The organism is Kitasatospora sp. NPDC040550 (assembly GCF_055594965.1).
Window position 1 is genome coordinate 50,449 of the sequence record NZ_JBVIWC010000005.1, and the last position, 26,897, is coordinate 77,345.

Consider the following 26,897-nt stretch of genomic DNA (forward strand, 5'->3'; position numbering starts at 1 on the left):
ACGCCATGAGCACACCCCAGACCCCCACCGCAGCGCCCACCCTGGGCCACTCGCTCAAGCACCTCGCCGTCCACCTGCTCACCCCGCTGCTGATGTGCCTCGGCATGGCGCTCGCCTACCAGGGCGCCTTCCACCAGCCCGAGCCGCACCACCTCGAGGTCGCCGTGGTCGGCGCCGGGCCGCAGACCCAGGAGCTGGCGCAGGTCATCCAGGGCAAGGCCGGTGCCGCGCTGGACGTCCGGACCGTCGCCGACCGCTCCGCCGCCGAGCAGCTGCTGCGCGACCGCGACCTGGTCGGCGCCTTCGTCCCGGACGCCAGGAGCCCCGAGCTGATCGTGGCCAAGGGGAACTCCGACACCTCGGTGGTGGCCGCCACGGCGGTGTTCACCAACGTCACGGACAGGCAGGGCGTCCCGCTGCACGTCACCGACCTCACCATCCCCGCCGAGGGCGACCCGACCGGCCAGGGCCTGTTCTTCCTGCTGGTCGCGCTGAGCATCGGCTCCTACGCCAGCGTCGCGGTGATCGGCGCGGCCGGTGCCGGGCTGCCGATGCGGATCCGGGCCCTGGTGGGCGTGGCCGTCTCGCTGGTGGTCACTGTGATCGGGATCGCCACCGCCGGGCCGCTCTTCCACGTGGTCGATCACGACTACGCCGCCGTCTGGGCGCTCGGCTGGCTCTACTCCGCGGGCATCGTGCTGATCGGCACCGGCCTGCACAGCTTCTTGAAGAAGTGGACCACGCTGGCCCTGATGGTGCTGTTCGTGATGCTCAACTTCACCTCCTCCGGCGGCATCTACCGGCCCGAACTGCAGAACGGGTTCTTCGGCACCCTGCACGGCTTCTGGACCGGGGCCGGCTACCTGGAGGGCGCGCGCGACCTCCTGTACTTCGACGGCGGCGCCGGCCTCGGCGGGCACGTACTGACCCTGGTGGTCTGGCTGCTGCTGGGCGGGGCGGCCCTGGTCGCCGCGGCGGCGTACGAGGGCCGGGGGCGCCGCGCGGTGGCGGCGCGGGCCGAGGCGGAGGCCGAGGCCGAGGAGGAGATGGAGGAGGCGGTCGCGGTCTGAGGACCGTACGCCCGAAGGGACTTCACCCGGTGCGAGGGCATCGGAACCGGGTGGGGAACAGCGGCCCGCACCCGGCTCTGGACAAGCCGGGTGCGGGCCTCAGGCGGTTTCCTGCGGCCCGCGCCGGGCGGGCGGCCGGGTGAAGCAGCAGTCCCCGCAGAGCCCGGCGCCCGGTCCGGTCCGGTAGTAGAGGCAGCAGCTCGTTCGCCGGAACACGGCCCCGCGCGGGCCGGTGTGCAGCGTGCCGGAGCCCGCCAGCGGCGGACGGTCCAGCAGTTGCGTCACCAACTCCCTTGCCGGGAGCGACACCCGGGCGCCCAGTACCCGGAGCGTCCCGGCCAGCGCGGAGGCCGCGTTGCCGCGCAGCAGGCGTACCGAGAGCGGAACGGCGGCCCGCACTGCTGCGGCCAGCGGCTCCAACTGCCCGATCATTACGGAGCGGTGGAGCTGATCGACGAGTTCCCCGGGCTCCGGGCGGACCGGTTCCGGCGGCGTCCAGAGGTCGATCGGCCCCTGGTCCGGGATCCGCACCCAGGCGCGCTCCAGGGTCGGGACCGCACCCAGCAGGACGGCCGAGCCGATGCCCACCGACCAGAAGCGGGCGGCCAGGCCGAGGTGCAGGATCGAGGCGGCGACCCGGAGTTCGGCCGTGCCCAGGCGCTGCGCCACCACCTGGATCCGGGCGGCGAGCGGCGCGTCCGGGCCGCTGCCGTACAACTCCGGCAGCGGGCGGAAGCCGGGCGGCGGGGGACCGGCGGGGGCGGTGTCGAGGGCGAAGTACGGTCCGAGCGCGGCGAGGCGGGCGTAGTCGGGCTGCCGTCGTTCGGCCTGCGGTTGTTCCGCCCGGGGTTGTTCCGCCTGCGGCTGTTCGGCCTGGGGTTGTTCCGCCTGCGGCTTTTCGGGCGCGGGGTTCAACGGCCCTCCCCGGTACGGTCGTTGAACCCCGCGCCGGCTTCGGTCGGCCCCGGCGGGATCGGGTGGTCGGGGTGCATCTGGTCCTCCAGGGGGCCGGGGGTCGGGCGGCTGGTGACGCCCCGCCCCGCCCCGGTCGGAGGCCGGAGGTCGGCGCCGGAGGGCCCCGGTCGGGCGGTGGTCAGCCGGGCGCGGCGACGGCTGCGCCGGTCGTGCGGGTGAACGCTACCGCGCCCTGGCGCTCGGAGATCCACGGTGGTTCGTCCTCCGGTGCGGCGGTTGTTCCGACGGCATCCAGTCTGGCCCGCCCGGGCCGCCCGGACCTCCCGCTGCGGAGGGGAGCCGCCTCCTGCGCGGGGAGGAGCGGACCTCCCCCGGGAGAGCTGCCCGTAGGCTCGGCGGTGTGCGCACCGACCGTCAGTCCCGCCCCGCCCGGCGCCGCCGTCGGCCCGCCGTCGTCGCCGCCCCGCTGCTGCTCGCGCCCGTCGTGCTCGCTCACCCGGGGGACCGTGGGGCGGCCCTGCTGCTCGCCCTGACGGCCGCGTTCGCCGCCACGGTGGCGCTGCTGCCCTGGCCGCTCGGCAGGGTCACGCTGGCCGCCGCGGCGGCCAGTACGGCCGGGGTCTCGCTGCTGGTCGATCTGGGCTACCCGGGCCCGTACCGGCTGCCCGCGTTCTGGCTGCCCCTCGAATGGCTCGCGCTGCTGGGCGTGTTGTACCGGGCCGTCCGCCGGCTGCCCGAGCGCTGGGCCGGGCCGGTCGGCGGGCTGGTCGGTCTCGCGGCCGTGGTGCTCCCGTTGCGGTTCGTGCTCCGGATGCCGCAGGGCGGTGCGGCCGGGCCGGTGGGCGGTGTGCTGTTCTCGTTGCTGCCGGTGCTCGGAGTGGCCGGGGCGAGCCTCTACCTGCGGGTGCTGGACGTCCGCCGGGAGCGCGCCGTCGAACGGGCGCGGCGCGAGCAGCGGCTGGACGTCGCCCGCGGGCTGCACGACTCCGTCGCCCACGAGATCACCGGCATGGTGCTGGAGGCCCAGGCCGGCCAGCTCCCGGGCCAGGAGGCGGAGGAGACGGCCGCCCTGTTGCAGCGTCTGGAGGAGGCGGGGCTGCGGGCGCTCGACTCGATGGACGAGATGGTCGGGGCGCTGCGCGAAGGCCGGGCCACGGCCGGGACCACCCGCCGGGTCGGGCTGACCGACCTGCCGGAGCTGGTGGGGCGCTTCGGTGCGACGGGTGGCCCGCGCGCCACCGTGGAGCTCGCCCCGGAGGTCGTCGGACTGCTCGCCGCCGAGGCCGAGGCCACCGCGTACGCCGTCGTCCTGGAGGCCCTGACCAACGTCCGCCGGCACGCCCCGCAGGCCACCGCGGTGACGGTCCGGGTGGCTGCCGAGCCGGACGGCCGGGCGGTCCGGGTGACCGTCCGCGACACCGGCGGTCCGGCCGCCCGACGGCCCCGACTGCGCCGCCGGCCCGGCGCGGGCGGTACCGGGCTGGTCGGCCTGGCGGCCCGGGCCGCCGCCCACGGCGGCAGCCTGACCTCCGGCCCGCTGGGCCCGTCGGGCTGGCAGGTGTGCTGCACCCTGCCGGGGCGGTAGCGAGGGGCACCCCCGGATTTCCGGGGGACGGTCGGAGCGCTATGTTGAACACGTTCAAATCGTTCTCGAGACCGTTCTCAGGGTCGTTCTCAGGGGGTAGGGATGAGCAAGCTACTGCCGGCGCAGCCCGGTTTCGCGGTCGGGGCCGTGTTCGCCGACCGGCCGGGGGAGCCGCGTACCGGCCCCGTCCGCGGCCGGGTCAGACCGAGCGGGCGGATCCTCGTCGCCCTGGCCGGTGTCGCCTGGGTACCGTATGCCGTCGCGGGCCTGTCGTCGGGGCCCGACAGTGCGTGGTTCTGGGGCCTGTACGTCGGATTCCTCGCGATGACCGTGCTGCCCCTGGCCGTACCTCGCGAGCCGAGCTTCCGGCGTGCCTGCCTCGCCGTCGGCTGGTTCCAGTTCGGCATCGAGGCCGTCTGCTCGGTGCCGTACGTGCTGCTCCCGCTGCCGGTGTTCGTCTTCGCCTTCCCGTCCGGCGTCATGCTGCTGCTCGCCGGTCGGCGCGACCGCGGCTCGGTGGGGACGGTCTTCGCCGCCCTGCTCGTGGCGGGCCCCATCGTGCTCCTCGCGCGCGGCGGGTGGACGCAGATCTAGGGCCCGGGCCCCCGCCGACGGAGCCGAGGGTCAGCGCCCCCGGCCGCCGCCGCGCAGGCCGCGCGGGCGGGTGAGGGTGAAGCGGTCGACCGGGACGAGGTCGCCGTACGGGCCGCTCACGGAGTAGTACGTGACGGCGATGGTGGTGTGGCCGCCGCGCTCGCCCGGGTCGACCTCGAAGGCGGCGAAGCCGTACGGGTTCTGGGCGTCGCGGAAGGCGGACCAGGGGGCGTCCTCGATCACGTAGACCGGGGGCCGTTTGCCGGTGGCCCGGTCGACCGGGCCGACGCCGGTGATCACCCGGGCCTTGGGCGGGGTGAAGAAGAGGTGGTTGGAGGGGGCGGAGGTGCCGCCGCCGCCGATGACCATGTGGACGGTGCCCTTGGTGGTGTCGACGGTCTCGGTGCCGGTGGCGACCGGGATCGGGGTGCGGGTGTCGGTGGGCTGCTGGCCGCGGATCGGGTGGGAGCGCTCGTAGTGGTGCTCGTGGCCGCAGACCACCAGGTCGACGCCGTACTCGTCGAACAGCGGCACCCAGGCCTCGCGGACGCCGAGGTCGGCGCCGTTGAACTTGTCGGCGGTGGAGATCACCACCTGGTGCATGCAGACCACGATCCAGTCGATCCCCGGGTCCGCGTTGGCGGCGATCAACTCCTGCTCCAGCCAGCGCTGCTGGGCGCCGCCGGAGTAGCCGTGCACGTAGCTGTTGCCGCCGTCCTGGTAGGCGACGTCGTCGTTGTTGAGGCTGATGACGCGCACCGAGCCGGCCGTGAACGCGTACCAGAGGCCGCGCAGTTCGTCGTCGGCGTCGGAGTCCGGGAGGTCGAAGTAGGCCTGGTAGGCGCCGTAGCCGATCGGGCCGTTGCCCTTCTCGTTCTCGTGGTTGCCGGCGGCGGGCATCCAGGGGCGGTGGCGGGCCGAGCGGGTGTTGTTCTCGAACCAGTCGGACCAGGTGCGGACCCGGTCGGTGGAGAGGTTGGCGTAGCAGAGGTCGCCGTTGAGCAGGTGGAACAGCGGGGCGACCCGCTCGACCCCGGCGGTGGTGTCGCCCGCGGCCGGGCTGCCGAGGTTGTCGTTGGCGTAGCCGTTGGCGGTCTGCTTGCCGAGGGTGGGGGTGCCCTGGTCGCCGAAGCTGGTGAAGGTGAAGGCGGCCCGGCCGCGCGGGGCGGTGCGGACGGTGCCGAGTTCGGGGGTGGCGCCGTCGTGGACGGCCGCGTAGACGTAGTCCGTGTCGGGGTGCAGGTCGCCGAGCCGGGCGTGGTGCACCTGGACCTCGGTGCCGGAGTCGGCGTCCCGGTAGGTGCGGGTCTCGGCCTGCTCGGTGCGCCCGAAGCCGCCGTGCGAAGTCCCGTACATCACCCGGGGGTTGGCGACGGACGCGGTGGTGTGCCAGGAGACCGTGACCTCGCGGGAGGCGTCCGAGCCGAACTGCAGGTGCAGTCCGCCGACCCGCGGGGCGCCGCAGCGGTCCGGCCGCTCCCACAGCAGCGGGGCGGCGGCGGGGGTGGCCGCGATGCCGGAGAGGGAGACGGCGCCGCCGAGGCTCAGGCCGGTCGCCCCGGCCAGGAGCCCGCGCCGGCTGACGGAGGGGGTGACGGGCGGACGTCCACTGGAAGCGTTCATGGCGGCCAGCTTCACCGGGCGGAGGTGAACCGCGCCGGACCGGTGGCGTGAACTTTCCCGCCCGCCGGTCGGTGCGGGAGACTGCCCGGTGTGACGAGTGCGAACGGTGAGTGCCCGCGGGTGATCCGGGTGTTGGTCGCGGACGACCAGGAGGCCGTGCGGCGCGGTGTGCGGCGGATCCTCGACGCCCAGCCGGACATCGAGGTGGTGGGCGAGGCCGCCGACGGGGTCGCCGCGCTGGAGCTGGCGGCCGAACTGCGGCCGGACGTCGCGCTGGTGGACATCCGGATGCCGCGGCTGGACGGACTGGAGGTGACCAGGCGGCTGTCCGGCTCGGTGCGGGTGGTGGTGCTGACCACCTTCGACCTCGACGAGTACGTCTACCCGGCGCTGCGGCACGGCGCCTCCGGGTTCCTGTTGAAGCGTTCCGGCCCGGCCCTGCTGGCGGAGGCGGTGCGGGCGGCGGCGGACGGGGAGAGCCTGATCAGCCCGTCGGTCACGGTGCGGCTGCTCCAGCACGTGACGGCGCCGCGGCGGCCGGCCCGTCCGACGGCGGCAGGGGTGGTGGTGCCGCTGACCGAGCGGGAGGTGGAGATCGCCGGCCACGTCGCGGCGGGCCGCACCAACGCCGACATCGCGGCCGAACTGTTCATCTCCGCGGGGACGGTGAAGACCCACGTGGCCAGCATCCAGCGCAAGCTGGGCGTGCCGAACCGGGTCGGGATCGCGGTGCACGCCTGGGAGATGGGGTACCCGGTGCCGCGCTAGCGGACGGCAGGGCGCGCCCACGGGGCCGAGGGGATGCTCCGTGGACGCGTGGAACCTGCGAGGTGGGGGTGGCCTCCGGACATCACGTCCTCCGGCCGGTAGTTCGATCGTCGACCGAGGTAGTACCAGCGGCAGACCCTGATCCGTCTCGACCTGTCGCCACTGCCTCCTGCGGTCGAACTTCCTTCAGCTACCTCGCAGGTCCACCTCCCATCATGCGCCTCCTACGAGCCGTGCACCAGGGGTGAACGGTCCGAAATCGGACGAATTCCGCAAGTCGGGGTCCGGGGAGCGGGCCCTACGGCTTCGGCCACCCGTCCACGAAGGTCAGCGTCCGGTGGTACGGCCCGTCCGCTCCGGTGCTGCGGTAGTCCTCGGTGCTGCTGCCGGTGCGGACGGTGCGGTCGCCGTCGTGGCGGGTCGCGGTGGGCCGCAGGGTGTGGTCCACGGTGCTGCGCCCGGTGACGTGGCCGCCGGTCGCGGTGGTGGCCTCGCGGTGGTAGCCGAGGTCCATCGCGGTGTTCTGGTCGGTGTTCCCGGCCGCGTCGTGGGTCACCTTGTAGGTGACGTCCAGCGGTTCGCCCTCGTGCACGGTGGTGGTGCGGTGCGGTCCGCCGCCCCAGGTGGCGGTGGTGCGGGTGAGGTCGGTGCCGTTGTGCAGCGTCACGTCGTTGCCGCTGTCGCGCAGTTGCTGGGCGGAGCTGAACGCGAGGTCGTCGCGGACCTCGGTCGTGATCCGGCCGTGCGAGGTCTGCACCCAGCCGCGGGCCAGGTCGTGCCGGGCGGCGGTGACGGTCCAGTCGCCGCTGCCGCCGCCGTGGTCGGTGAGCCGGGTGGTGACGGCGGCCTCGGGGGCGACCCGGTAGTCGGTGAGCTGCCCGGAGGTGCGGGCGGTGCCGTGGTCGACCTCGGCGAACAGGTTGACCTGGCCGGTCCAGACGTCGTTGCTCTGCGCCTCGGAGGCGTTCACCGCGATGCCGACGCGGTGCGGGCGCCCGTCGAGCAGCAGGCCGACGTACGGGGTGAGGTCGAGCCGGTAGGCGGGCAGGTCGAAGGCGAAGATCCCGGGGACCGGCCGCCACAGCAGCGGGTCCCAGCCGCCGGTGTAGATCACCGGGTACGGCCAGACGGCGCCGGCCACCCGGCCGTCCACGGTCAGCCTCAGTTCGCGGAACGGGCCCTTGCCGCAGGCGCCGATCGACGGGTTGGCGGCGACGAAGGCGTCCGGCGCGGAGGCGTAGGCGAACTCCTCGCAGGCGCCGCCGCCCCGCGCGTACACCTCGGCGGTGAGCCGTTGCAGGTTCTGCGGGAAGGTGAGGTCCCCGGCGGTGCCCGGGGCGGCCTGGGTGAGCGAGAACGGGCCGGTGGTGAGGACCTGGTCGGCGCCGTGGGCGGCGGGCCAGCGGTCGTTCGCGGTGTAGAAGGTCAGGCTCGCCGAGACCTTGTAGACGCCGGTGTAGGTGGCGTCGGTGACGTTGGCGAGGTCGAGCGAGAACGGCTGCGGTCCGGCCGCGAACAGCGGGGCGTAGCGGGTGAGATCGCGTTCGACGTTCCACTGGATGCCGTCCTGGGACGGCTCCGGGGTGGAGGACAGCAGGACCTCGACGCCGCCGACGCGGACGCTGAACATCCGGTCGAACTGCCGCCCGGCGACCTGCCCGTGGAGGTCCAGGACCACGGCGGACCAGGGGCCGGCGCAGTCGGCGGGCGGGGTGAGGGTGGCGGTGTACGGGGTGTCGGGCGGGTTGCCGTAGCCGTTGCGGAACTCCCGGTCGTGCATCACCTCGACGGTGCAGGAGCGGGTGTCGGGGCGGGTGAGCGGCTTGGTCGCGGTGACCGGGTCGTGGTAGTCGCTGCCGAAGTCGGCGTGGGCCGGGGCGGCGGCGGTCAGGGTGCCGGCGAGGGTGAGGGCGGTGGCGCCGAGCAGTCCGGCGAGGCGGCGCAGCAGGGGGCGCGGGGAGCGCCGGGGGAACAGGGCCAAGGTGGGTCCCCGGGGTCGGGCGGCCCGTCGGCGCGCGACGGGCCGGGTGGGTGATCCGGGCATCCTTCCGGCGCTGGCATGTGACCGTCAAGAGTTGCTTTCGGGCCCCCGCGGGAGCGTCGGCCCGCCCGGCCGGGGTGGGCCTACCACTCCTCCAGGGCCGCGGCCTCCTGGCGGATCAGGTTGCGCAGCGTCGCCAGCGGGGGCCGGCGGTCCTCCGTGCGCCACTGCATCTCCAGCGGCAGGGTGGCCCGCCCGTCCAGCCGTACGGTGGCCACGTCCTCGGTGAGGTGGCCGGTCATCGAGCCGGGCACCAGTGAGAAGGCGCGGTTGCGGGCGAGCAGGTAGAGCCGGGAGCCGACGATCCTCGGCGGGCTGACCAGCACCGGCGGGTCGACGCCGTGCTCCGCGCACAGGCCGAGCACGTGGTCGTAGTACCGGGGGTGCTGCTCGCGCGGCCACAACAGCAGGGGCAGGTCGCGCAGTTCGGCCAGTCGCAGGGCCGTCCGGGTGGCCAGCGGGTGGTCCCGGCCGAGGGCGACCCGGACCGGCTCGTCGGCGATCCGCTCCAGCCGGTAGCCGGGGACGTCCTCCAGGAAGCGGCCGAGGCCGATGTCGGCGAGTTCGCCGGCCAGGGTGGCGGAGACCTGGCCGGTGTCGACGGCGAGTTCGGCGGTGTCGAGCGCGGGCAGCTCCTGTTCGGCCCGGCTGACCACGGCGGGCAGCAGCCGGTTCACCACGCTCGGGGAGGCGACGATCCGGGCCGTCCCCAGCCGGGACTCCTCGTGCAGCCGGACCCGGGTCAGCATCGCGCCGGCCTGCTCCAGCAGCCTCGCGCTCTCGGCCGCCATCACCTCGCCGGCCTCGGTCAGCGCGACCGAGCGGCGGCTGCGGTCGAACAGCTCGACACCGACCGTCCGCTCCAGCCGGGCGACCTCCTGGCTGACCGTCGGCTGCGAGATGTGCAGCCGCTCGGCGGCCCGGCCGAAGTGCAGCGTCTCGGCCACCGTCAGGAAGACCTCCAGCTGCCGCAAGGTGAAGCCCATGCGGGTCATCCTAGTGCGAACCAATAGCTGAAAGGCTATCGGAAACCCCAGGACTCATTCTGGTTTCCGATCCGAACCGTCCATACGCTGAGCGTCACGTTGCCCCACCGCAGTGGCATCTCACAGGAAGCTCCCGCCATGACCGGACAGCCCGCCAGCACCCCCGCCATCCAGATCTCCGAGGAGGTCGCCCGGGCCGTCGCCGACGGCCGTCCCGTGGTCGCCCTGGAGTCGACGATCTTCACCCACGGCCTGCCGCGCCCCCGCAACCTGGCGGTCGCGCTGGAGGCCGAGCAGCAGCTGCGCGCGGCGGGCGTCGTCCCGGCCACCATCGGCGTGCACGCGGGCGTCCCCACCGTCGGCCTGAGCACCGAGCAGATCACCGAACTCGCCGCCACCGACGGCCTGGACAAGGTCAGCCTGCGCGACCTGCCGGTGGTCGCCGCGCTCGGCCGGCACGGCGGCACCACCGTCGCCGCCACCGCCTTCCTCGCCCACCGCGCGGGCGTCCGGGTCTTCTCCACCGGCGGCCTCGGGGGCGTCCACTTCGGCGCCGCCGAGAGCTTCGACGAGTCCGCCGACATGACCACCCTCGCCGCCACCCCGGTCACCGTGATCAGCGCCGGCGTGAAGTCCATCCTCGACATCCGGGCCACCCTGGAGCGCTTCGAGACCCTCAACATCCCGGTCATCGGCTACCGCACCACCAAGTACCCCGGCTTCTACGTCACCGACTCCGGCCACGAGATCAACTTCGCCGTGCGGTCCGCGGCGGAGGCGGCCGCCGTGATCGACGCCCGCGACCGGCTCGACCTGCCGCAGGCCGTGCTGATCGCCAACCCGGTCGACCCGGCCAAGCAGCTGCCGCCGGAGGAACTGGACGGCATCCTGGCCCGCGCCTGGGCCGAGGCCGAGCGCCGGGGCATCACCGGCAACGCCTCCACGCCGTTCCTGCTCGACCACATCCAGCGCGACACCGGCGGGCGCAGCCTGGAGGTCAACGTCGAGGTCTACCGCGGCAACGTCCGCCTCGGCGGCGAGATCGCCACGGCGCTGGCGGCCCTGGGGGACCGGGCCGGCGGGAATGACCGGACCGACGGGTCCGCCGCCGCGACCGCCGGGGCCTGACCCGTGCTCGGGGTGCTCGGCGACCTCGTCGAGGACATCGTGGTCTGGGTCGACGGGCCGCTGCGCCACGGCACCGACTCCGGTGCCCAGGTCTTCCGGCGGCGCGGCGGCAGCGCGGCCAACGTCGCCTGCTTCGCCGCCGGACAGTACCCGGCCCGCTTCCTCGGCTGCGTCGGCGCGGACGCCGTCGGGGACGGCATCGTGGCCGAACTCGGCGGCCACGGCGTGGACGTCCGGGTGCAGCGGCACGGTCAGACCGGCAGCATCGTGGTGCTGATCGACCGGGACGGCGAACGGACCATGCTGCCCGACCGCGGCGCCGCCAAGCTGCTGGAACGCGTCCCGGACGACTGGCTGGGCGGACTGACCCACCTGCACGTGCCCGCCTACTCCTTCGACGGCGAGCCGGTCGGCCGGACGGCGGTCGACGCGCTCGACCGGGTCCGGCAGGCGGGCGGCACCACCTCGGTGGACGCCTCCTCCACCGGGATGCTGGAGCAGTACGGGAGGGAGCGCTTCCTCGCCCTGCTGGCCGAGTTGGCGCCCACCTTCGTGTTCGCCAACCGCTCCGAGTCCGCCTACCTCGGGTTGCTGGTGGACGGGCTGCCCGGGCCGCAGCGGGCCCGGCTGGCGGCCTCGACGGTGGTCACCAAGGCGGGTGCCGGGCCGACCACCGTGGACGTGCCGGGGGACGGGCTGTTCACCGTGCCGGTGCCGCCGGTTGCCGAGGTGCGGGACCTCACCGGGGCCGGGGACGCCTTCGCGGCGGGCTTCCTGGCCGGGTTCCTGGACACCGGGGACCTGCCCCTGGCGGCGGGGCTCGGGCACCGCAGCGCCGCCCGGGTGCTGGCCTCGCCGGGGGCGTCGCTCGGGGGGAGTCAGGGCGGGCGCTGTGGGTGATACGGGGGCTGCGGGCGCCGCGGGCCCGGCAACTGCGGCTGTAGTGCGGGGCACTACCTCCGTAGTGCGGGGCGCTACCGCCGTAGTGCGTCCTTGCGGAGGAACTGCTTCAACCGTTGCCACGTCCAGGCGTTGACCACGTCGTCGACGGTGAGCCACCCGCGCTGCGCCGTGCCGATGCCGAAGCGCGGGTAGCCGAGCTGGCCGGTGGCGTGGGCGTCGCTGTCGATCGCGAAGCGCACACCGTGCCGCTTGGCCCGCAGCACGTCCTCGTCCCGCAGGTCGAGCCGCTGCGGGGAGCTGTTGATCTCGATCGCGGTGCCGGTGCGGGCGGCGGCCGCGAACACCGCGTCCAGGTCGACGTCGATCGGCCCGCGCCGGCCGATCCGTCGGGTGGTGAGGTGGCCGATGACATGGACGTACGGGTTCTCGCAGGCCCGGATCAGCCGGCGGGTCTGGGCGGCGCGGTCCAGGGTGAAGTGCGAGTGGACGGAGGCCACGCAGACGTCGAAGCCGGCCAGGAACTCGGGCGGCCAGTCCACCCCGCCGTCCGGGCCGATGTTCAGCTCGGTGCCGTGCAGCAGGCGCACCTTCTTGTGACGGTCGGCGAGTCGGCGCAGCTCCTCGCGCTGGGCCAGCATCTTCTCGTCGGTCATCCGCTGCATCACCAGGTCCGGCGCGTGGTCGGTGACGGCGTAGTAGGAGTAGCCGCGGGCCGCCGCCGTGTCGATCATCTCGGTGAGGGTGGCCAGGCCGTCGGTCAGGTCGGTGTGGGTGTGCAGGTCGCCGCGCAGGTCCGACTCCTGGATCAGCTCCGGGAGTTCACCGTTCAGTGCGGCCTCGATCTCGCCCCGGTCCTCGCGCAGCGGCGGCGGGATCCAGGGCAGACCGAGCGCCGCGTACACCTCTTCCTCGGTCGCGGACACCACCTTGGCGCCCTCCTCCTTCTTCTTCGAGCCCTTGCCGGTGTCGTCGCCGACCTCGAACAGCCCGTACTCGGAGAGCTTGAGGCCGGCCCGCACCGCCCTCGTGCGCAACTTGATGTTGTGCGCCTTCGACCCGGTGAAGTAGACCAGCGCGGCGCCCCAGTCCTCCTCGGGCACGACCCGCAGGTCCACCTGGATCCCCCCGGTGGTGCGGACCGAGGTCTTGGTCGGCCCGCTGCCGATCACCTCGGCCACGTACGGCAGTTCGGTGAGCGCGGCCATCAGCGGGGCCGAGTCGGCGGCGGTCGCCAGCACGTCGATGTCACCCACCGTCTCGCGCATCCGGCGCAGCGAACCCGCGTACGCGCAGCGGGTGCAGCCGGGCACGGCGGACAGCGCCTCGACCAGCTGCTCGGCCAGCTCGGTGGCGGCGTCGAGCAGGGTCCGGCCACCGGACTGCCGCATCAGCTCGATGCCGTGCAGGATCTTCTCGCCGCTGCGCTCGCCGAAGCCCGCCACACCGGACAGCCGGTCGGCGCGGATCGCGTCGGCGAGTTCGTCCACCGAGCCGATCCCGAGGTCCCGGTAGAGGGAGAGGGCGCGCTTGGGGCCGACACTGGGGACGGCCATCATCTCCCGTACACCGGGCGGGATCTCGGCGCGCAGGGCCTCCAACGCGGCGATCTTCCCGCCGGCGAGGTACTCGGCGATCTTCTCGGCGGTGGACTTGCCGACACCGGGGATCTGCTGGAGTCCCTTGACGTCCAGACCGGCCAGGTCCTCCGGGTGGCCGCCGACGGCCCGGGCGGCCTTCTCGTAGGCGCGGGCCCGGAAGGCGTCCCCGCCGGTGATGTTGATCAGGTCGGCGTACTCCTGGAGCAGCTCCCTGACCTGGTCGTTGAGCCGGGGCATGGGGCAAGTCTAGGTTCGGGGCGCGTTGTTCGCCGGGCGGTGGGTGGGGGCGGGCGTCGGTGGCGGGTGCCCGGGGCGGTGGCTAGTCGTAGGCGACCCCGAGCAGCAGCACGACGGTCATGCCGCCACCGGGGGTCGGCTCCACCGCGAGCCGGCCGCCGGCCGCCAGCACCAGGCTGTGCAGCGCCGGCCCCACCGGTCCGGTGCTCCGCACGCCCGCCAGCAGCCACTCGCGGGCCTCGGGAGGTTCGTACGAACCGCGGTCGGATATTCGGATCTCCACTCGCTCCCGGGCCTGTCCGGTCGTGCGGTGTCCGGCCGTGCCCTGCCCGGTCACGCCGCGCCCGGCCGCGGCGCGGGGTGCCGACGGGCCCGAGCGCCTGACGTCCGCGCGGACCAGCACCCGGCCGCCCAGCGGGCTGCGCCGGATCGCGTGGTCCAGCAGGCCGGCGATCGCCGCCTCCATACGGCGGGCGTCCCCGGCCACCACCGGCAGGCCCGGCGCCAGCCGCACCGTGACGGCCGCCGCCCGGCCGCCGCCGCGCACCACCCGGCGCACCACCTCGGAGACCTGCACATGCCGCGCCTGGGGCTCGCACCCGGCCTGGCGGCCGGTCCAGCTCAGCCGGTCCAGCTCCGTGCGGGACAGCGGCCGGGGGCCGGCCATCGAGATCGGCGGGTACGGGCCGAGCCCCTCCGGAGTGCCCCCGCCGCCCTTGCGTTCGGCGCCACCCGCGCCGCCGAGCGCGCCGAGCGCCCGGGCCCCCGACGCGACGTAGCCCCAGAGCTTCCCGCGTGCCATTGCCCTGCCCCTCGTGCCTGACCGGCGGCCGTCATCGGTTCCGCGGCCGACCGGGGCGGGCCGCTTCCCTGGCCCTCCTGCCAGCCTGCGCCTACTCCGCCCGGGTGACAATCCGGCTCCGGGACGCGAAGCGGTCAGCGGACCCCGCCGAGCGGGGGGTGGTGGGGCCGCCGAGTGGCGGGGTGGGGGGCGCTGCGCGGGGCTTTGGTTGGGGGGGTGGGCTTTCGGGAGGGTGGGTTGGTCCGGGGGCGGTTCCGGGGGTGGCAGCTCCGGGGGCTGGATGATTTTCCGACCGCCGACCCTGTGGGCACATGGTCGGGCGCCGTTGGCGGTCGGAAAATCACCCGTCACGCCCCCTTCCGCAGCCACCCCCTCCACCGCCCCCTCCCGCAGCGCGTCCCTCTCGCCTGGGTCGGGTGAGGGGAGAGGTGGGTGGGGAGGTGGAGAGGGAGGCGGGTGGGGTGGTGGGTGGGGTGGTGGAGGGGGTGGGTGCTGGTGGGTGTCCTGCCCAGTGGAGGAGGAGAAGGCTGGTGAGGGCGGCGAGGGCGCACCAGGTGGAGATGAAGGCGAGGCGCCAGAGCAGGGCGCAGGCGAGGGCGCCCGTTGCGGTGAGGAGGCCGAGGCGGCGGAGCAGGTGGTCGGCGCTGAGCAGGAGGGGGCCGACGGTGGTGAGGAGGTAGCCGGTGAGCAGCAGGGCCGGGTGGGGGACGCCGGTTCCGTAGTCGAGGGTGTGGCCGTGTCGGGTGGCCGTCACCGGGTGGGCGGCGACGGCGGCCGCGAGGGGCACCGCCACCGCTGCGCCGAGCAGCGCGAGGAGGGCGAGCAGCCGGCGACGGGCGGGGCCGGCCGGGTGGCCGGGTTCGCGGGCCGCGCACCACACTCCGGCCGGTACCAGGACGGGCAGCAGCGGCAGGGCGATCGCCGCCCAGGCGGTGCGGGCCGCCTCGGCGGGGCCGGCGGGCAGGTCGCCGTCGGTGCCGAGCCAGACCAGGGATTCGACGAGTTGGTGCACGCCGAGGACCAGCGGGAGTGCGGCGAGCGGTAGGCGTTGCGGCTGCCCGGACCGCCGGGCGCGTACGAGGCAGGCCACGCCGACGCCCGCGACCACCGTGCCGGCCACGGCGTCCGCCTGGGCGCTCCAGCACATCGGGGGGCCTACTCGGCTCTGCGGTCCGGGTCGGCGTCACGGTCGGGGCCGTCGCCGCTCTCGGCGCTGCCGGGCCGGTCCTCCGGTGGAGCGCCGATGGACTCCAGGGTCTCGCGGACGCTGCCGGGCATCGCCGGGTGCCGCCCGATCACGATCACCCCGATCACGATCGCCACCAGCCCGGCCGCCTGCCAGGCCAGGGCACCCGGGGTGACCCGCAGCCGGTCGCCGAGGAAGCCGACCGCGCAGGCGATCCCGGACAGCGGCTGGGCGGCGGTCAGCGCGGGGAGGGACATCCGCAGCGGGGCGGCCTCGAAGGCGCTCTGCACCAGCAGCAGCCCGACCACGCCCGCCACCACCACCGCGTACGGCTGCCAGGTGCGCAGCACCACCGCCAGCCCGTCGTGGTCGAGGCGTTGGGTGGTGGTGCGGGTGAGCGCGTCCTGGAGCCCGTAGAGCAGTCCGGCGGCGAGGGCCAGCAGGGTGGCCTCCTCGAACAGCGGCAGCCGTCGGGCGAGCGTGACCAGCAGCAGGGTCAGCCCGACCACCGTGCCGACCACCAGCCAGTGGCGCAGCTCCCCGGCGGGCGGGCCGCCGCCGGTCGGCCGCCCCGCCACGATGAACGCCGTCACCCCCAGGCCGAGCAGCAGCACCCCGGCCCAGCCGGACCGCCCCAGGGTCTGACGGGTCAGCACCCGGGACAGTGCCATGGCGAAGATCAGGTTGGTCGCCAGCAGCGGCTCGACCAGGGACACCTCGCCCTGATTGAGCGCGAGCGCGGACAGCAGCAGGCCGCTGACCATGAAACCGGTACCGAGCAGCCACTCCGGCATCCGCATAAGGTCCAGCAGCAGGCGCCAGTGCAGCATGTCGGCACGGGGAGCCCGCTGCGCCGCGTGCTGCTGGAGGACGAAGCCGAGTCCCAGACAGCAGGCCGCGCTCAGAGCGAGGAGGAAGACCGCCACGGAGGGACCACCAGGTTGTCGCTGCCCCGCGCCGCGCCGGCGGTTCCGGGGGAGGGACGGCGATCGCGGCGCGCTTCCGCCAGCGTACCGCCGGGGCGGCGGCCGGGCCGAGCGGACGCCGTACGGGTGGATCCGAGCGGGCCCGGGCCCGCGGTCGGCGCCATCGGCCCGCGCTTGCCGCCACGGGCGGGGCGGGCGCACGCTGGTGTGAGCGGCCGCCACGGGCCCACCGCCCGGGTCGGCCGGGACCGGCGCGACGGGGGCCTGCGCCAGGAGGTGTGGCATGCACAACCAGTGGGACGTGGAGCTCAGCTTCGACGAAGACGGCGTGCACACGGTGTGCGACGCCAGGTTGACGGGCGCGCGGGCGCCGGGCCTGAGCGCGCACGGCGAGGCCGAGAAGAGTGCGGAGGACCGTCCGCTCGCCAGGATCGGCGAGGAGGTCGCGGCCTCCCGGGCCCTGGAGGAACTGTCCCGCAAGCTGCGGGCCCAGGCCACCGGGGAGATCGACGACGAGGGGCACCGCCCGGGCTACCTGATCTACTGAACCCGGTGAACCCGGCCGTGCCGCATCCGGCGCGGGCGCACGCACGGCGGGGCCCTGTGCCCGGGCCGACGTCAAGTCTGCTCCAGCACGGGGGACTCGGGTGGTGCGCGGGTTTTCGGTTCGCAGGGTGTCGGGGTGCTCCGTGGGCTACCGGATCGGCGCCTCGGTGCGGCACAGGCGCTCGGCGGCCGAGCGGACCTCGTCCGCCCAGGCGCGGTACCGCTCGGACGGGCCTTCCGTGCGGACGTCCATCAGGTACTCGGGCCCGATGGCGTCGATGAACGCCTCCTCGGCCTCGGTGTCACCCCTCGTGGCGAGGAACCAGACCTCCCCCGCCACCGTGGCAGGTGCGAGCTCCCCGGCCGCCAGCAGGCCCGCCAGGTGGTGGAGCAGGCAGCGGTCGGCCGTCCGCTCGTCGGGAAGGGCCCGGCCGAGCTCCGCCAGCGCCTCGCGGAAGACCTCGCCGGTGCCGTCACTCGGGACCCGGCCGGCCAGGTCCCGCAGGGCGGGGGAGTCGAAACCGGCGACGAGCAGGTGGGCGGCGGCCATCGGCAGGTCCGCGGGATCGACGCGTCCGGCGACGTACTGCCAGGTCAGGGTGGTCAGCTGGTCCATCCGGACATTCTGCCGACGGCCGTCAGCTGCGCCACCAGGGGGCCCGGATCACGTCGTCCGGATCGGTCGCGCAGTTGGTGCCGCTGACCACCTCGCGGGCGGGTAGGTCCCAGCCGACCACCCCCGGGGCCTGCCGGTCCAGCTCGACCAGGCGGGCCCGCGCGGGGCCGGCGCCGGTGTTCACGTCGCACCGCAGCACGCTCGTCCAGGCCCGGCCGTCCAGCGCGGCCGTCACGGAGAGGAACGGCAGTACGACCAGGGCCAGGAGGAGGGACGCGAGCCGCAGGGCCTCCGCGGCCCGGGTCCAGGGGGTGACGGCGGACCGGGCGGTCCGGCCGGTCCGGTGCCCGGTCTCGGCGGACCGCACGCCCGTACGGTACTCGGCGATCACACCGAGTCGCAGGAGCAGACCGGTCACCCCGGCCGCCACACCCCACCACAGCCCGTTGAACGCCCCCACCACCACCCCGAGCGCCCCCGGCACGATCGCCGCCCGCGCCGCGGTCTCCAGCAGCGCCCGCCCCCGGTGCCGCGCGGCGCCACCGGCGGCGGCCGAAACCGCGTACGTGACATGGGAGATGACCGCCACCAGCACGGTCGCGAGCACCGGCTCGGCCAGGAACATCCCGATGACGACATCGAGCCAGTTGGTCGGCCCCATCGCCGACAACGCGTCCCGCGCCGCATCCCCGCCACCCAACGTCCAGGCCAACTTGAGCACCGGAATCGCGAGCACCACGGCCAGCGCCATCACATGAGCCGAACTCACCTGCGACGCGTTCCGCGACCCCGCCCTGACCACCACCCGCCCACGCTACGACCGCCCCGGCCACAACCCCCACCACGACACCCGCCGCACACCCGGCCGAGGGAGGAGCGCGCTGACACTCTCTCGGAGGCGCCCGCAGACCCCGGCGAGCTTCGGGTGAGGTTGGCTCCGGCCGACCCCGGCCGCGCCCTTCCGCACAGGAAGTCGGCCCGCCCGACTCCTCGCGCGCCCCGGCCGCCTGCGGCGGGCGCGGGGGTGTGGGGACCGCAGGCCCGGCCCTCTTAGCCGGGCCCGGCGGTGCTGGCTCGCGCAGGAAGTCGGCCTGCCCGACTTCTGGTGCGGGGCGGCCGGCGGTCGTGCGTATGTGGTGTGTTGGGTTCGCCGGTGCCCGCAGACCCCGGCGAGCTTCGGGTCAGGTTGGCTCTGGCCGAGCCCAGTCGTGCCGTTCCGCACAGGAAGTCGGTCCGCGCGACTTCTCGCGCGCCCCGGCCGCCTGCTGCGAGTGCGTGGGGCGTTGTGCTTCTTGGTGTCGGCCGGCCTGGCGCGGTTCGTGTGACCGTCGGCCGCAGGAGTGCGGCCGCGCTGGCGCACAGGAAGTCGGCCCGCCCGACTCTTCGTGCGGTGCGGCGCTGCTTGCTGTGAGTGCGTGGGGTGTTGGGCTTGGTGGTGTCCGCAGGGCTGGTGTCGTTCGTGTGAGTGCTGGCCGCAGCAGCGCGGCTGCTCTTGCCGAGCTCGGTTGCGTTGGTCCGCACAGGAAGTCGGCCTGGTCGACTGTTCATAGGGCACGGCACAGGAGGTCGGCTCGGCCGACTTTTCATGCGGGGGGACCGTCTGCCGCGAGTGCGTGGGGTGTTGGGTTCGGCGGTGTGCGCAGGGCCGGTGTGGTGGTGCCGGGCCGGTCCTCCGTAGGAGTCGGCTCGGCCGACTTCCTGTGCGGGGTTGGTGCTTCTCGGGCCTGGGGGTGCGGTGCGTACAGGAAGTTGGTGGGGTCGACTTCTCGTGGGGGCTCAGGGGTGGGTGAGGAAGGTGAGGACCTGGGGGTTGACCTGGGGGGCGCCTGCGGTGGGGAGGGTGTGGTGGGAGGTGGCGGGGATGGTGGTGACGGTGGCGTGGGGGAGGGCGCGGCGGGTGGCTTCGGCGGTGTGGTGGGGGTTGTGGGTGCGGCTGTGGGCGGCGTAGAGGGCGAGTATCGGGGTGGTGAGGGCGCGGAGTCGGGCGGGGGTGGGGCGTGGGCCGGTGACGACGGGGGAGGCGGGGAAGTCGGCGTAGCCGAGGGCGTACAGCTCGCGCCAGTCGGGGTCGACGGCGGGGCCGGGGCCGGATTCCCAGTCGAGGTAGGAGCGGGCGCGGTCCGGGGTGCGGTGCGGGAGGAAGAGGGGGAGGGCGCGCAGCAGGTAGCCGGGGCGGAAGCCGGTGAAGCACTGGGTGGGGTCGAGGAGGGCGAGGTGCCTGACCCGGGTGGGGGCGTGGAGGGTGTACTCGAGGGCGGTCCAGGCGCCGTAGGAGTGGCCGCAGAGGTCGGTCTCGCGGATGCCGAGTCCGTCGAGTACGGCGTCCAGCCAGCCGACCAGGCCGGGGACGTCGCGCAGTGGGGCGCCGTCGTGGACGCTGCGCCCGGGGTCGCCGATCAGGTCGACGGCGAGGACGCGGTGGCCGGCCGTGGCCCAGGCGCCGGCGTTGGCGAACCACATGGCGGAGGTGGCGCCGCCGCCGTGGAGGAGGACGAGGGGGCGGCCGTCGGCGGGGCCGCAGGCGTTGACGTGGGTGGTGCCGTGGGTGGTCCGGACGGTGAGGGGTTCGACCGGTACGGGCCAGCGGGTGAGGAGCTTGTCGTAGGCGGCGAGGAAAGGGGCGGTGCGGGCGGACATGAGGGGCCTCCGCGGTGTGGTGTGATCGCGTGCGGGCAGGTGGGGATCGCCCGCCCGCCAGATCACTCGTTGGACAAGTATCTCGCTGAACGAGAGAATAATGGCACGGGAGTGCCCGAGGAAGGACGAGAGGGTGTCCGAATGTGAGGAGCCGATGCGGCTGGTCCACCTGCTGCGCGGTCTGACGGTCGAACTCGACCTGTTCGGGGCCGAGTTCGCGGCCCGCAGTGGCCTGCACCCGACCGATCTGCGGGCGCTGATCCACCTGCTGGACGCGGCCCGGGCCGGGCAGGTGGTCACTCCGGGGCGGCTCGGTGAGGCGCTCCGGCTGAACTCGGCCGGGACCACCGGTCTGGTGGACCGGCTGGAGCGGCTGGGGCTGATCCGGCGCGAGCGCGACCCGCAGGACCGGCGCCGGGTGCGGCTGGTGGTGGAGGAGCGGGCGATGGAGCTCGGTGAGGGCTTCTTCGGCGGGCTGATCGGCGACCTGGTCGCGGCGATGGGCCGGTTCGATCCGGCGGAGCTGGCGACGGCCCGCCGCTTCCTGGAGGCGATGACCTCCGTGGTGGCCGCCGCCCGGCAGGACCCTCGGGGAACGTCCTAGGGCGTGTCTGACAATTCCCGCCGGGCGTGCGGCGTTGGGGCACGCACCTCGCCGCGTTGTCGTCAGTCGCCGATGCTCCGCATGGACTCCCTCCTCCGCCTTGCGATGCACGCACCCCAACGCCGCACGCTGATCCGACGCGAATTGTCAGACACGCCCTAGGAGGGGCCCAGGGTCCAGGCGATCAGTGACAGGGTTCCCATCGACACCAGGGTCGACCAGAGCACGGTGTCCCGGGCGAGGTCGGTGCCCTGGCCGTACTCGCGGGCGTAGGTGTAGATGTTCTGCGCGGTCGGCAGGGCGGAGAACAGCACCACGGTGAGCAGTTGGTGGGTGGGCAGGTGGAGCACCGGGCCGGCCACGAGCAGGGCGACGAGCGGCTGGACCAGGGTCTTGATCGCGACGGTCAGGCCGACCTCGGCGCGACGCGAACGGCCTTCGGCCGCCGGGCGGTTGTGCAGCGACATGCCGAGGGCGACCAGGGCGGTCGGCACACCGGCCCCGCCGAGCAGGTCGGCGGAGTGGTGGAGTTCGGCGGGCAGCTGGAAGCCGGTGGCCGAGGCGACGGCGCCGAGGGCGGTGGCGATCAGGATCGGGTTGCGCAGCGGCAGGGTGACCAGGGCCCGGCGGCCGGCCGCGCCGCTGTCCAGGACGGCCAGGACGGCGGGGGTGACCACCAGGATCTGGAAGAGCACCACCGGGCCGACGAAGGAGGCGTCGCCGATGACCTGCATGGTCACCGGGATGCCGAGGTTGGCGGAGTTGACGTATCCGGAGGCCATCGCGCCGATCGCGAGTTCGCCGCGCTTGCGGCGGAACAGCCGCCACCCGGCGAGCAGTCCGAGGCCGGTGGAGACGGCGGTGCCGGCCACGAAGGCGAGCATCGACGGGTTGGCGAAGTGCCCCAGCGGGGTGCGGGAGATCATCAGGAAGAGCGCGGCCGGCATCGCGACGTGGAAGACGAAGCGGGTCAGCACCAGCTCCGCCTGCGGTCCGAGCAGCCCGGCGCGGGCGACGACGTAGCCGACCGCGGTGAGGGCCCAGATCGGGGCGAAGGCGGACAGCAGCGGGTGGAGGTCTGGCATGGTTCCTCGGATCGCTCGGACGGGTCTGCCGGGTGCGGCGGGGATCGCCCGCCGGAGGGCCCCGGAACGCCGGTGCCGCCGAGAACCCCCCGTGGCAGTAAACCAGTGGCCGTCCGGGTGTTGATCATGGGGCCCGGGTCCGGGTCGGGGGCCGGCCGCCGACCGGGGCCGGGAGGGCGTCGCGGGGGCGGGAGGGCGTCGCGGGGGCGGGCCTACGATGAGCGGGTGGAGGACCAGTACCTGAGCCTGTCCGAGGTGGAGGCCGTCGCCCGCCGGGCCCACCAGGGGCAGGTGGACAAGAACGGGCACCCGTACGCCGAGCACATCGCGGCGGTCGCGGGCGGGACGGCGGCGCGCGGCGGCAGCGAGGCGCAGATCGCGGCCGGCTGGCTGCACGACACCGTCGAGGACGACCGGCTGAGCCGGGAGTGGCTGGCGGGGGCCGCGCTGCCGGAGGCGACCAAGGCGATCGTGGACGCGCTCACCCGGCGGCCCGGGGAGCCGGTGGAGGCGTACACCGCGCGGATCCTGGCCACGCCGGGCGCGCTGCTGGTCAAGCGCGCGGACCTGGCGCACAACTCGGACCCGGCGCGGCTGGCCGCGCTGGACGGGGCGACCGCCGAGCGGTTGGCCGCCAAGTACGCGCGGATGCGGGAGCTGCTGGGGCTGACCGGGGAGCTCTGAGGGCGCGTACGGACCGCAGGGGCGTGGAACGCGCGGGAGGGCCCGGGCCACGCGGATCGCGCGGGCCCGGGCCCTCCCGGGTCACCCCGGTGGTCCCTGTCCGACCCCCGGGGTGAGGGGGGAGTGGTCAGGAGACGGGTGGAAGCTCGGTACGCCGGTGGTCGGGCGGCTTAGTACCAGTGGTGGTTCTGCCAGAAGGCCCAGGCGGCGTTCGGGCTGCCGTAGCGGGTGTTCATGTAGTCCAGCGCCCACTTGATCTGGGTGGCCGGGTTGGTCTTCCAGTCCGCGCCGGCGGAGGCCATCTTGGAGGCCGGCAGCGCCTGGCCGAGGCCGTACGAGCCCGAGCTCGGGTTGGTCGCCGTCACGTTCCAGCCGGACTCGTGGGAGATGATCTGGCTGAACGAGGCCAGCTGGTTCGCCGGGACGATCTGGGCGGCGATGGCCTGCGGGGAGGCGGTGGCGGCGTTCGCGGTGGCGGGCAGGACGCCCGCGCCCAGGGCGGTGAGACCAGCGGCGCCGGCGAGAATCGCGGCGGAAGTGCGCATACGGAGCTTGAAAGTGGGCATGTAGAACAGGACCTCAATCAGGTTGGGCCGAGTCGCGCCCCACCCAGGACCACGGGCCGGACAGGGGCCGTTGCGGTTGCGGGGCGCGACTCGGCGGTAAGCCGTCGACCGGCGGGACAGGAGCCGGTGCGGCTGACGACGAGAGCCATTGTTGCCAGACGGGATCGGCCGTCGCCAAGACCCCCTCGCTACGACGCACCGTCGTAGGCGCGACGGTGGCCGTGGATTCGAAGGGCGGCCCGGGCGGGGCGCGCGGACCGGGGCCGAACCGGGCGGACGCCGGTCGGCCGACCGGGGCACCGGGGGTGCGGCGGGGGGCTCCCGGTCACCACTACCCATCGTCGTAGCCGCTTTTCGGCTGTGAGCGCACTCACCGTTTGAGGGGCGCGGCCGTCACCGGACGGTCCGGTCACAGCACTTTGGGTACTGACGATCTGTGCCCGGCGCCACAGGATTCGGTCACGGTCCGCAGCCGTCCCCTCGCCGGGCGCCACCGGAGGTCACCGAAGGTCGTCAAAGGCCGCCGGGGATCACCGAAGGTCGCCGAGACGGCGGTGCCGGAGCGCCCGGGCGGCCAGCCGGTCCGCCTCGCCGGCGGCCGACAGCTCGCCGAGGGCCCGGGCGACCGCCGCGCCCAGCCGCTCGCAGAAGGCCGCCGGCTCCTCGGCGGCGTCCGGCAGCTCGGGGACCACCTCGTCCACCAGGCCGACCGCCGCCAGCTGTGCGGCGCCGATGCCCTGCGCCCGGGCCAGCTCGGCGGCGTGCGCACCGTCCCGGTGCACGATCGCCGAGGCGCCCTCCGGCGGCAGCGGTGCCAGCCAGGCGTGCCCGGCGGCCAGTACTTGGTCGGCCGGGAGCAGTGCCAGCGCCCCGCCGCCGGACCCCTGGCCGAGCAGCACGGCGAGGACGGGGGTGCGCAGCGCGAGCAGGGTGGTCAGGCAGTGCGCGATCTCGACCGCGATCCCCTCCTGTTCGGCCCTGGCCGACAGCTCGGCGCCGGCCGTGTCCACCACGGTGACCAGCGGCAGGCCCAGTTCCTCGGCGAGTCGGGCGCTGCGCCGGACGGCCCGCAGGTCGGCGGCGGTGAAGGGGCGCTCGTGGTCGGCGCCCTGCCGTTGCTGGCCGACGACCAGGGCGGGGCGGCCGCCGAGGACGGCGAGGGCGCGGACCAGGGCGCCGTCGTGGCCGCCGGGGGCGTCGAGCAGGACCAGTTCCTCGGCGGTGCGGCGCAGCAGCTCGCGGGTGCCGGGGCGGTCGGGGCGGCGGGTGCGGCGGACGGAGTCCCAGGCGTCGGGGGGTGGGGCGGTGGCGGGGGACGCCGCAGGGGTGAGGGGAGTGCCCTCGTGAAGAGGGGTGCCGCTATGAGGAGGAGGGACGGCCCCGAGGACGGCGAGCGTGCGGCGGAGCAGTTCGCGCAGTTCCCGCGGCGGGACCACGGCGTCCACCAGCCCCTGCCCGGCCAGGGTCTCGGCCCGCTGGACGTCCGGCGGCAGTCGCACGCCGCGCAGTTCCTCGTACACCCGGGGGCCGAGGAAGCCGAGCCGGGCGCCGGGCTCGGCGAGGACCAGCTGGCCGAGGGTGCCCCAGGAGGCGAAGACCCCGCCCATGGTCGGGTTGCGCAGGTAGCTGAGGTAGGGGAGGCCGGCCGCGCGGTGCGCCTGGACGGCCGCGGTGATGCGGAGCATGCAGAGGAAGGCCGCCGAGCCCTCCTGCATCCTGGTGCCGCCGGAGACGGGCAGGGCGATCAGCGGGAGGCGTTCGGCGGTGGCGCGCTCGACGGCCCGGGTGATCCGTTCGGCGGTGGCGACGCCGATCGAGCCGCCGAGGAAGCCGAACTCGGAGGCGATCAGGGCGACGGGCCGGCCGTCGATCAGGCCGCGGCCGGTGAGCACGGCCTCGTCCAGGCCGGTGCGGTCGCGGGCCCGGTCGAGCGCGGCGCGGTAGTCGGGGTCGGCGCGGTAGTCGGGGGCGGCGGTGGGGTGGGACGGCGGTTCGTCCCAGTAGTGGAAGCCGCCCGGGTCGACCAGCAGGCCGATCAGCTGGTGGGCGGTCAGTGCGGTGGCCCTGGCGGTCGGCCCGTCGCCCGTGCTCGCCATTGCGCCCGTGCTCGCCGCTGCGCCCGTGCTCGCGCCCGTGTCCATGTCCACCCCGTCAGTGATCGTTCCGGTCCGGCACGGTCCGTCACTCTATGCGGCGCGGGCGCGGCGCTGTGGGAGTGCTGTGAAGGTGTGAGGAGCCCGACAGCGGGGCGGACGGAAGTTCGACGGCGGTCGACCCAAGGGCGGGGCGGACGGTTCGTGGACGGCTTCGGCGGACCGGCTCCGGCGGGCGGCGTACGGGCGAAGTCGCTGATGGGACAGGGGAGTTACCCGCCGGTAAAAAGTTGATTCAAGCCTTCCGGAGTTGTCGGTGGCCCGCCACACTGAGGGACATGACCCGCACTCTACGCGCGTGGAAGACCCGCGCTGCCGCCATCACCGCCGTCGCCCTGATGACCCTCGCCCCCGTCGCCGTCGCCACCGAGGCGCACGCCGACGTGAGCGGCACGGTGTGCCTGTCCGCGCTGCCGTCGCAGGCCACCGACACCCTGAACCTGATCGCCTCCGACGGGCCGTTCCCGTACTCGCAGGACGGCGTGGTCTTCCAGAACAGAGAGGGCGTGCTGCCGAGCCAGTCGTACGGGTACTACCACGAGTACACCGTCATCACCCCGGGCGCCCCGACCCGTGGTGCCCGCCGGATCATCACCGGCGAGGACTCCCAGGAGGACTACTACACCGGCGACCACTACGCCACGTTCTCCCTGATCGACCAGACCTGCTGATCGAGCGCCGGTACGCCCGTGGCCCGGCGGATCCGTCCGCCGGGCCACGGGCCCACCGGGACCCGCGTCACAGCTCGGACGGTCCCCAGTCGCTCACCGTCAGCTCGTCCCCCACCCGCACGGTGCCCGGGCACAGCACGGCGAACTTGCTGCCGAGCGCCACCCCGCCGACCGCCGCCCGGCGGTACCGCGCCAGGGTGCGCAGCGGCTCCGGGCCCGCCTTGGCGCCGGTCGACTGGTCCACCAGCGTCACCGCGCAGCGGATCGCCAGCTTGGTGTAGCCGAACTCGGCGCCGCCGACGCGGAAGCGGCGCAGCAGGTCCTCGGTGTGCGGCTCCGGCCAGCCGTCCACCACCAGGTTCGGGCGGAACCGTTCCACCGGCAGCGGGTCGACGTCCTCGTCGGTGCGCGCGTTGAAGTCGTCCAGGGTCGCCCGGGACAGCAGGTGCATCGCACTGCTGTCGGCGAAGCCCGACGTCCCCGGGGTCAGCCCGTCGGTCGCCCGGTCGTGCTCCGGCGGCACCCGGACCAGCCGGCTGGGCGCGCCCAACACCCGGGACAGCCAGGCGGCCACCTCGTCGCCCTGGTCGACGGCCGGGTACGGCACGCCGAACAGCTCGACCTTGCGGCGCGGGCCCGCGCTGTCCACCGCGAAGGCCACCGGCTCCACCCCGGGCGCGGCCAGCGACAGCCGGGCACCGCCCTCCGCCACCGCCGGGCGGACGGTCGCCAGCAGCGGATCCCGCCGTTGGGAGCGGAACACGCCGTCCTGGTCCACCACCATGAACTCCCGGTCGTGCGCCAGCCCCGCGCCGGTCACCTCCGCCCGCTCCGTGCGCACCCCGGCACAGCCCTTCACCGGGTAGTACCGCAGTTCCGTCACCGTCGCCATGTCGCCCCCGTGGTCCGCGGCCGCCCGGGCCGCTCTTCTCCTCGCCCCCGTAGGGTAGTTGCAGGCCGGGCCCGCAGCGGT

At 74.6% G+C, this 26,897-nt stretch carries 25 protein-coding genes; 10 read left to right on the forward strand and 15 right to left on the reverse strand.

The window, feature by feature from the left end; all coding sequences use genetic code 11:
- Positions 1–5: 5 nt before the first annotated feature.
- Positions 6–1,070, forward strand: a complete 1,065-nt coding sequence (locus ACZ58X_RS09845; RefSeq protein ID WP_470333145.1) for an ABC-2 transporter permease — start codon at positions 6–8, stop codon at positions 1,068–1,070.
- 99 nt (positions 1,071–1,169) lie between these two features.
- Here the strand turns inward: ACZ58X_RS09845 and ACZ58X_RS09850 are convergent, their stop codons facing one another.
- The gene (locus ACZ58X_RS09850; protein ID WP_470333146.1) at positions 1,170–1,985 is read right to left on the reverse strand and encodes a (2Fe-2S)-binding protein; all 816 of its coding nucleotides are present in this window, start codon (positions 1,983–1,985) and stop codon (positions 1,170–1,172) included.
- Positions 1,986–2,385: 400 nt separating this feature from the next.
- Here ACZ58X_RS09850 and ACZ58X_RS09855 point away from each other — a divergent pair, with 400 nt between their 5' ends.
- Together ACZ58X_RS09855 and ACZ58X_RS09860 are read left to right on the forward strand one after the other, a co-directional pair.
- Complete coding sequence (locus ACZ58X_RS09855) at positions 2,386–3,570, forward strand: sensor histidine kinase (protein WP_470333147.1); 1,185 nt, start codon at positions 2,386–2,388, stop codon at positions 3,568–3,570.
- Between the two features lie 102 nt (positions 3,571–3,672).
- Entirely contained in the window at positions 3,673–4,164 is a 492-nt protein-coding gene (locus ACZ58X_RS09860; RefSeq protein ID WP_470333148.1) for a hypothetical protein, read from the forward strand.
- A 30-nt stretch (positions 4,165–4,194) separates the two neighbouring features.
- Here ACZ58X_RS09860 and ACZ58X_RS09865 read toward each other — a convergent pair whose 3' ends face one another.
- Positions 4,195–5,787, reverse strand: a complete 1,593-nt coding sequence (locus tag ACZ58X_RS09865) for a purple acid phosphatase family protein (protein ID WP_470333149.1) — start codon at positions 5,785–5,787, stop codon at positions 4,195–4,197.
- A gap of 90 nt (positions 5,788–5,877) precedes the next feature.
- On the opposite strand from ACZ58X_RS09865, the gene ACZ58X_RS09870 reads away from it, so the two are divergent.
- The gene (locus ACZ58X_RS09870; protein WP_470333150.1) at positions 5,878–6,555 is read left to right on the forward strand and encodes a response regulator; all 678 of its coding nucleotides are present in this window, start codon (positions 5,878–5,880) and stop codon (positions 6,553–6,555) included.
- 298 nt (positions 6,556–6,853) lie between these two features.
- Here the strand turns inward: ACZ58X_RS09870 and ACZ58X_RS09875 are convergent, their stop codons facing one another.
- The gene (locus ACZ58X_RS09875; RefSeq protein WP_470333151.1) at positions 6,854–8,536 is read right to left on the reverse strand and encodes a peptide-N4-asparagine amidase; all 1,683 of its coding nucleotides are present in this window, start codon (positions 8,534–8,536) and stop codon (positions 6,854–6,856) included.
- Between the two features lie 143 nt (positions 8,537–8,679).
- Entirely contained in the window at positions 8,680–9,582 is a 903-nt protein-coding gene (locus ACZ58X_RS09880) for a LysR family transcriptional regulator (protein WP_470333152.1), read from the reverse strand.
- Positions 9,583–9,720: 138 nt separating this feature from the next.
- Here ACZ58X_RS09880 and ACZ58X_RS09885 point away from each other — a divergent pair, with 138 nt between their 5' ends.
- The gene (locus ACZ58X_RS09885; RefSeq protein ID WP_470333153.1) at positions 9,721–10,710 is read left to right on the forward strand and encodes a pseudouridine-5'-phosphate glycosidase; all 990 of its coding nucleotides are present in this window, start codon (positions 9,721–9,723) and stop codon (positions 10,708–10,710) included.
- Between the two features lie 3 nt (positions 10,711–10,713).
- Entirely contained in the window at positions 10,714–11,610 is an 897-nt protein-coding gene (locus ACZ58X_RS09890) for a carbohydrate kinase family protein (RefSeq protein WP_470333154.1), read from the forward strand.
- A gap of 74 nt (positions 11,611–11,684) precedes the next feature.
- On the opposite strand, the gene polX is transcribed toward ACZ58X_RS09890, so the two are convergent.
- The 4 genes from polX to ACZ58X_RS09910 all read right to left on the reverse strand — a co-directional run bounded on the left by polX (position 11,685) and on the right by ACZ58X_RS09910 (position 16,362).
- Positions 11,685–13,448: a DNA polymerase/3'-5' exonuclease PolX gene (gene polX, locus ACZ58X_RS09895; RefSeq protein WP_470333155.1), complete on the reverse strand. Its 1,764-nt coding sequence runs from the start codon at positions 13,446–13,448 to the stop codon at positions 11,685–11,687.
- 82 nt (positions 13,449–13,530) lie between these two features.
- Positions 13,531–14,250: a histidine kinase gene (locus tag ACZ58X_RS09900; protein WP_470333156.1), complete on the reverse strand. Its 720-nt coding sequence runs from the start codon at positions 14,248–14,250 to the stop codon at positions 13,531–13,533.
- Positions 14,251–14,590: 340 nt separating this feature from the next.
- Positions 14,591–15,397, reverse strand: coding sequence for a DUF6629 family protein (locus tag ACZ58X_RS09905; protein WP_470333157.1), 807 nt, complete (start codon positions 15,395–15,397; stop codon positions 14,591–14,593).
- Between the two features lie 8 nt (positions 15,398–15,405).
- Positions 15,406–16,362, reverse strand: coding sequence for a DMT family transporter (locus ACZ58X_RS09910; protein WP_470333158.1), 957 nt, complete (start codon positions 16,360–16,362; stop codon positions 15,406–15,408).
- Positions 16,363–16,645: 283 nt separating this feature from the next.
- Here ACZ58X_RS09910 and ACZ58X_RS09915 point away from each other — a divergent pair, with 283 nt between their 5' ends.
- Positions 16,646–16,909: a dsRBD fold-containing protein gene (locus ACZ58X_RS09915; RefSeq protein WP_363437335.1), complete on the forward strand. Its 264-nt coding sequence runs from the start codon at positions 16,646–16,648 to the stop codon at positions 16,907–16,909.
- Between the two features lie 147 nt (positions 16,910–17,056).
- On the opposite strand, the gene ACZ58X_RS09920 is transcribed toward ACZ58X_RS09915, so the two are convergent.
- The 3 genes from ACZ58X_RS09920 to ACZ58X_RS09930 form a co-directional block, all read right to left on the reverse strand.
- Positions 17,057–17,524, reverse strand: a complete 468-nt coding sequence (locus ACZ58X_RS09920; RefSeq protein WP_470333159.1) for a hypothetical protein — start codon at positions 17,522–17,524, stop codon at positions 17,057–17,059.
- 22 nt (positions 17,525–17,546) lie between these two features.
- Positions 17,547–18,293 carry a hypothetical protein gene (locus ACZ58X_RS09925; RefSeq protein WP_470333160.1) on the reverse strand — a complete coding sequence of 249 codons (747 nt, stop codon included), beginning with the start codon at positions 18,291–18,293 and terminating at the stop codon, positions 17,547–17,549.
- A 1,007-nt stretch (positions 18,294–19,300) separates the two neighbouring features.
- On the reverse strand, positions 19,301–20,161 hold the full coding sequence (locus ACZ58X_RS09930; protein ID WP_470333161.1) for an alpha/beta fold hydrolase: 861 nt from the start codon (positions 20,159–20,161) through the stop codon (positions 19,301–19,303).
- Positions 20,162–20,315: 154 nt separating this feature from the next.
- Here ACZ58X_RS09930 and ACZ58X_RS09935 point away from each other — a divergent pair, with 154 nt between their 5' ends.
- Positions 20,316–20,765, forward strand: coding sequence for a MarR family winged helix-turn-helix transcriptional regulator (locus ACZ58X_RS09935; RefSeq protein WP_470333388.1), 450 nt, complete (start codon positions 20,316–20,318; stop codon positions 20,763–20,765).
- Between the two features lie 158 nt (positions 20,766–20,923).
- Here the strand turns inward: ACZ58X_RS09935 and ACZ58X_RS09940 are convergent, their stop codons facing one another.
- Positions 20,924–21,850 (reverse strand): AEC family transporter, encoded by a 927-nt coding sequence (locus tag ACZ58X_RS09940; protein WP_470333162.1) that lies wholly within the window; start codon positions 21,848–21,850, stop codon positions 20,924–20,926.
- Positions 21,851–22,075: 225 nt separating this feature from the next.
- Here ACZ58X_RS09940 and ACZ58X_RS09945 point away from each other — a divergent pair, with 225 nt between their 5' ends.
- The gene (locus ACZ58X_RS09945; RefSeq protein ID WP_470333163.1) at positions 22,076–22,534 is read left to right on the forward strand and encodes an HD domain-containing protein; all 459 of its coding nucleotides are present in this window, start codon (positions 22,076–22,078) and stop codon (positions 22,532–22,534) included.
- Between the two features lie 170 nt (positions 22,535–22,704).
- On the opposite strand, the gene ACZ58X_RS09950 is transcribed toward ACZ58X_RS09945, so the two are convergent.
- Positions 22,705–23,079 carry an aggregation-promoting factor C-terminal-like domain-containing protein gene (locus tag ACZ58X_RS09950; protein ID WP_350505686.1) on the reverse strand — a complete coding sequence of 125 codons (375 nt, stop codon included), beginning with the start codon at positions 23,077–23,079 and terminating at the stop codon, positions 22,705–22,707.
- A 551-nt stretch (positions 23,080–23,630) separates the two neighbouring features.
- Positions 23,631–25,196 (reverse strand): carboxyl transferase domain-containing protein, encoded by a 1,566-nt coding sequence (locus ACZ58X_RS09955; RefSeq protein ID WP_470333164.1) that lies wholly within the window; start codon positions 25,194–25,196, stop codon positions 23,631–23,633.
- 395 nt (positions 25,197–25,591) lie between these two features.
- Here ACZ58X_RS09955 and ACZ58X_RS09960 point away from each other — a divergent pair, with 395 nt between their 5' ends.
- Entirely contained in the window at positions 25,592–25,924 is a 333-nt protein-coding gene (locus ACZ58X_RS09960; protein WP_470333389.1) for a ribonuclease, read from the forward strand.
- 67 nt (positions 25,925–25,991) lie between these two features.
- On the opposite strand, the gene ACZ58X_RS09965 is transcribed toward ACZ58X_RS09960, so the two are convergent.
- Entirely contained in the window at positions 25,992–26,816 is an 825-nt protein-coding gene (locus ACZ58X_RS09965; RefSeq protein ID WP_470333165.1) for an MOSC domain-containing protein, read from the reverse strand.
- Positions 26,817–26,897 lie beyond the last annotated feature (81 nt).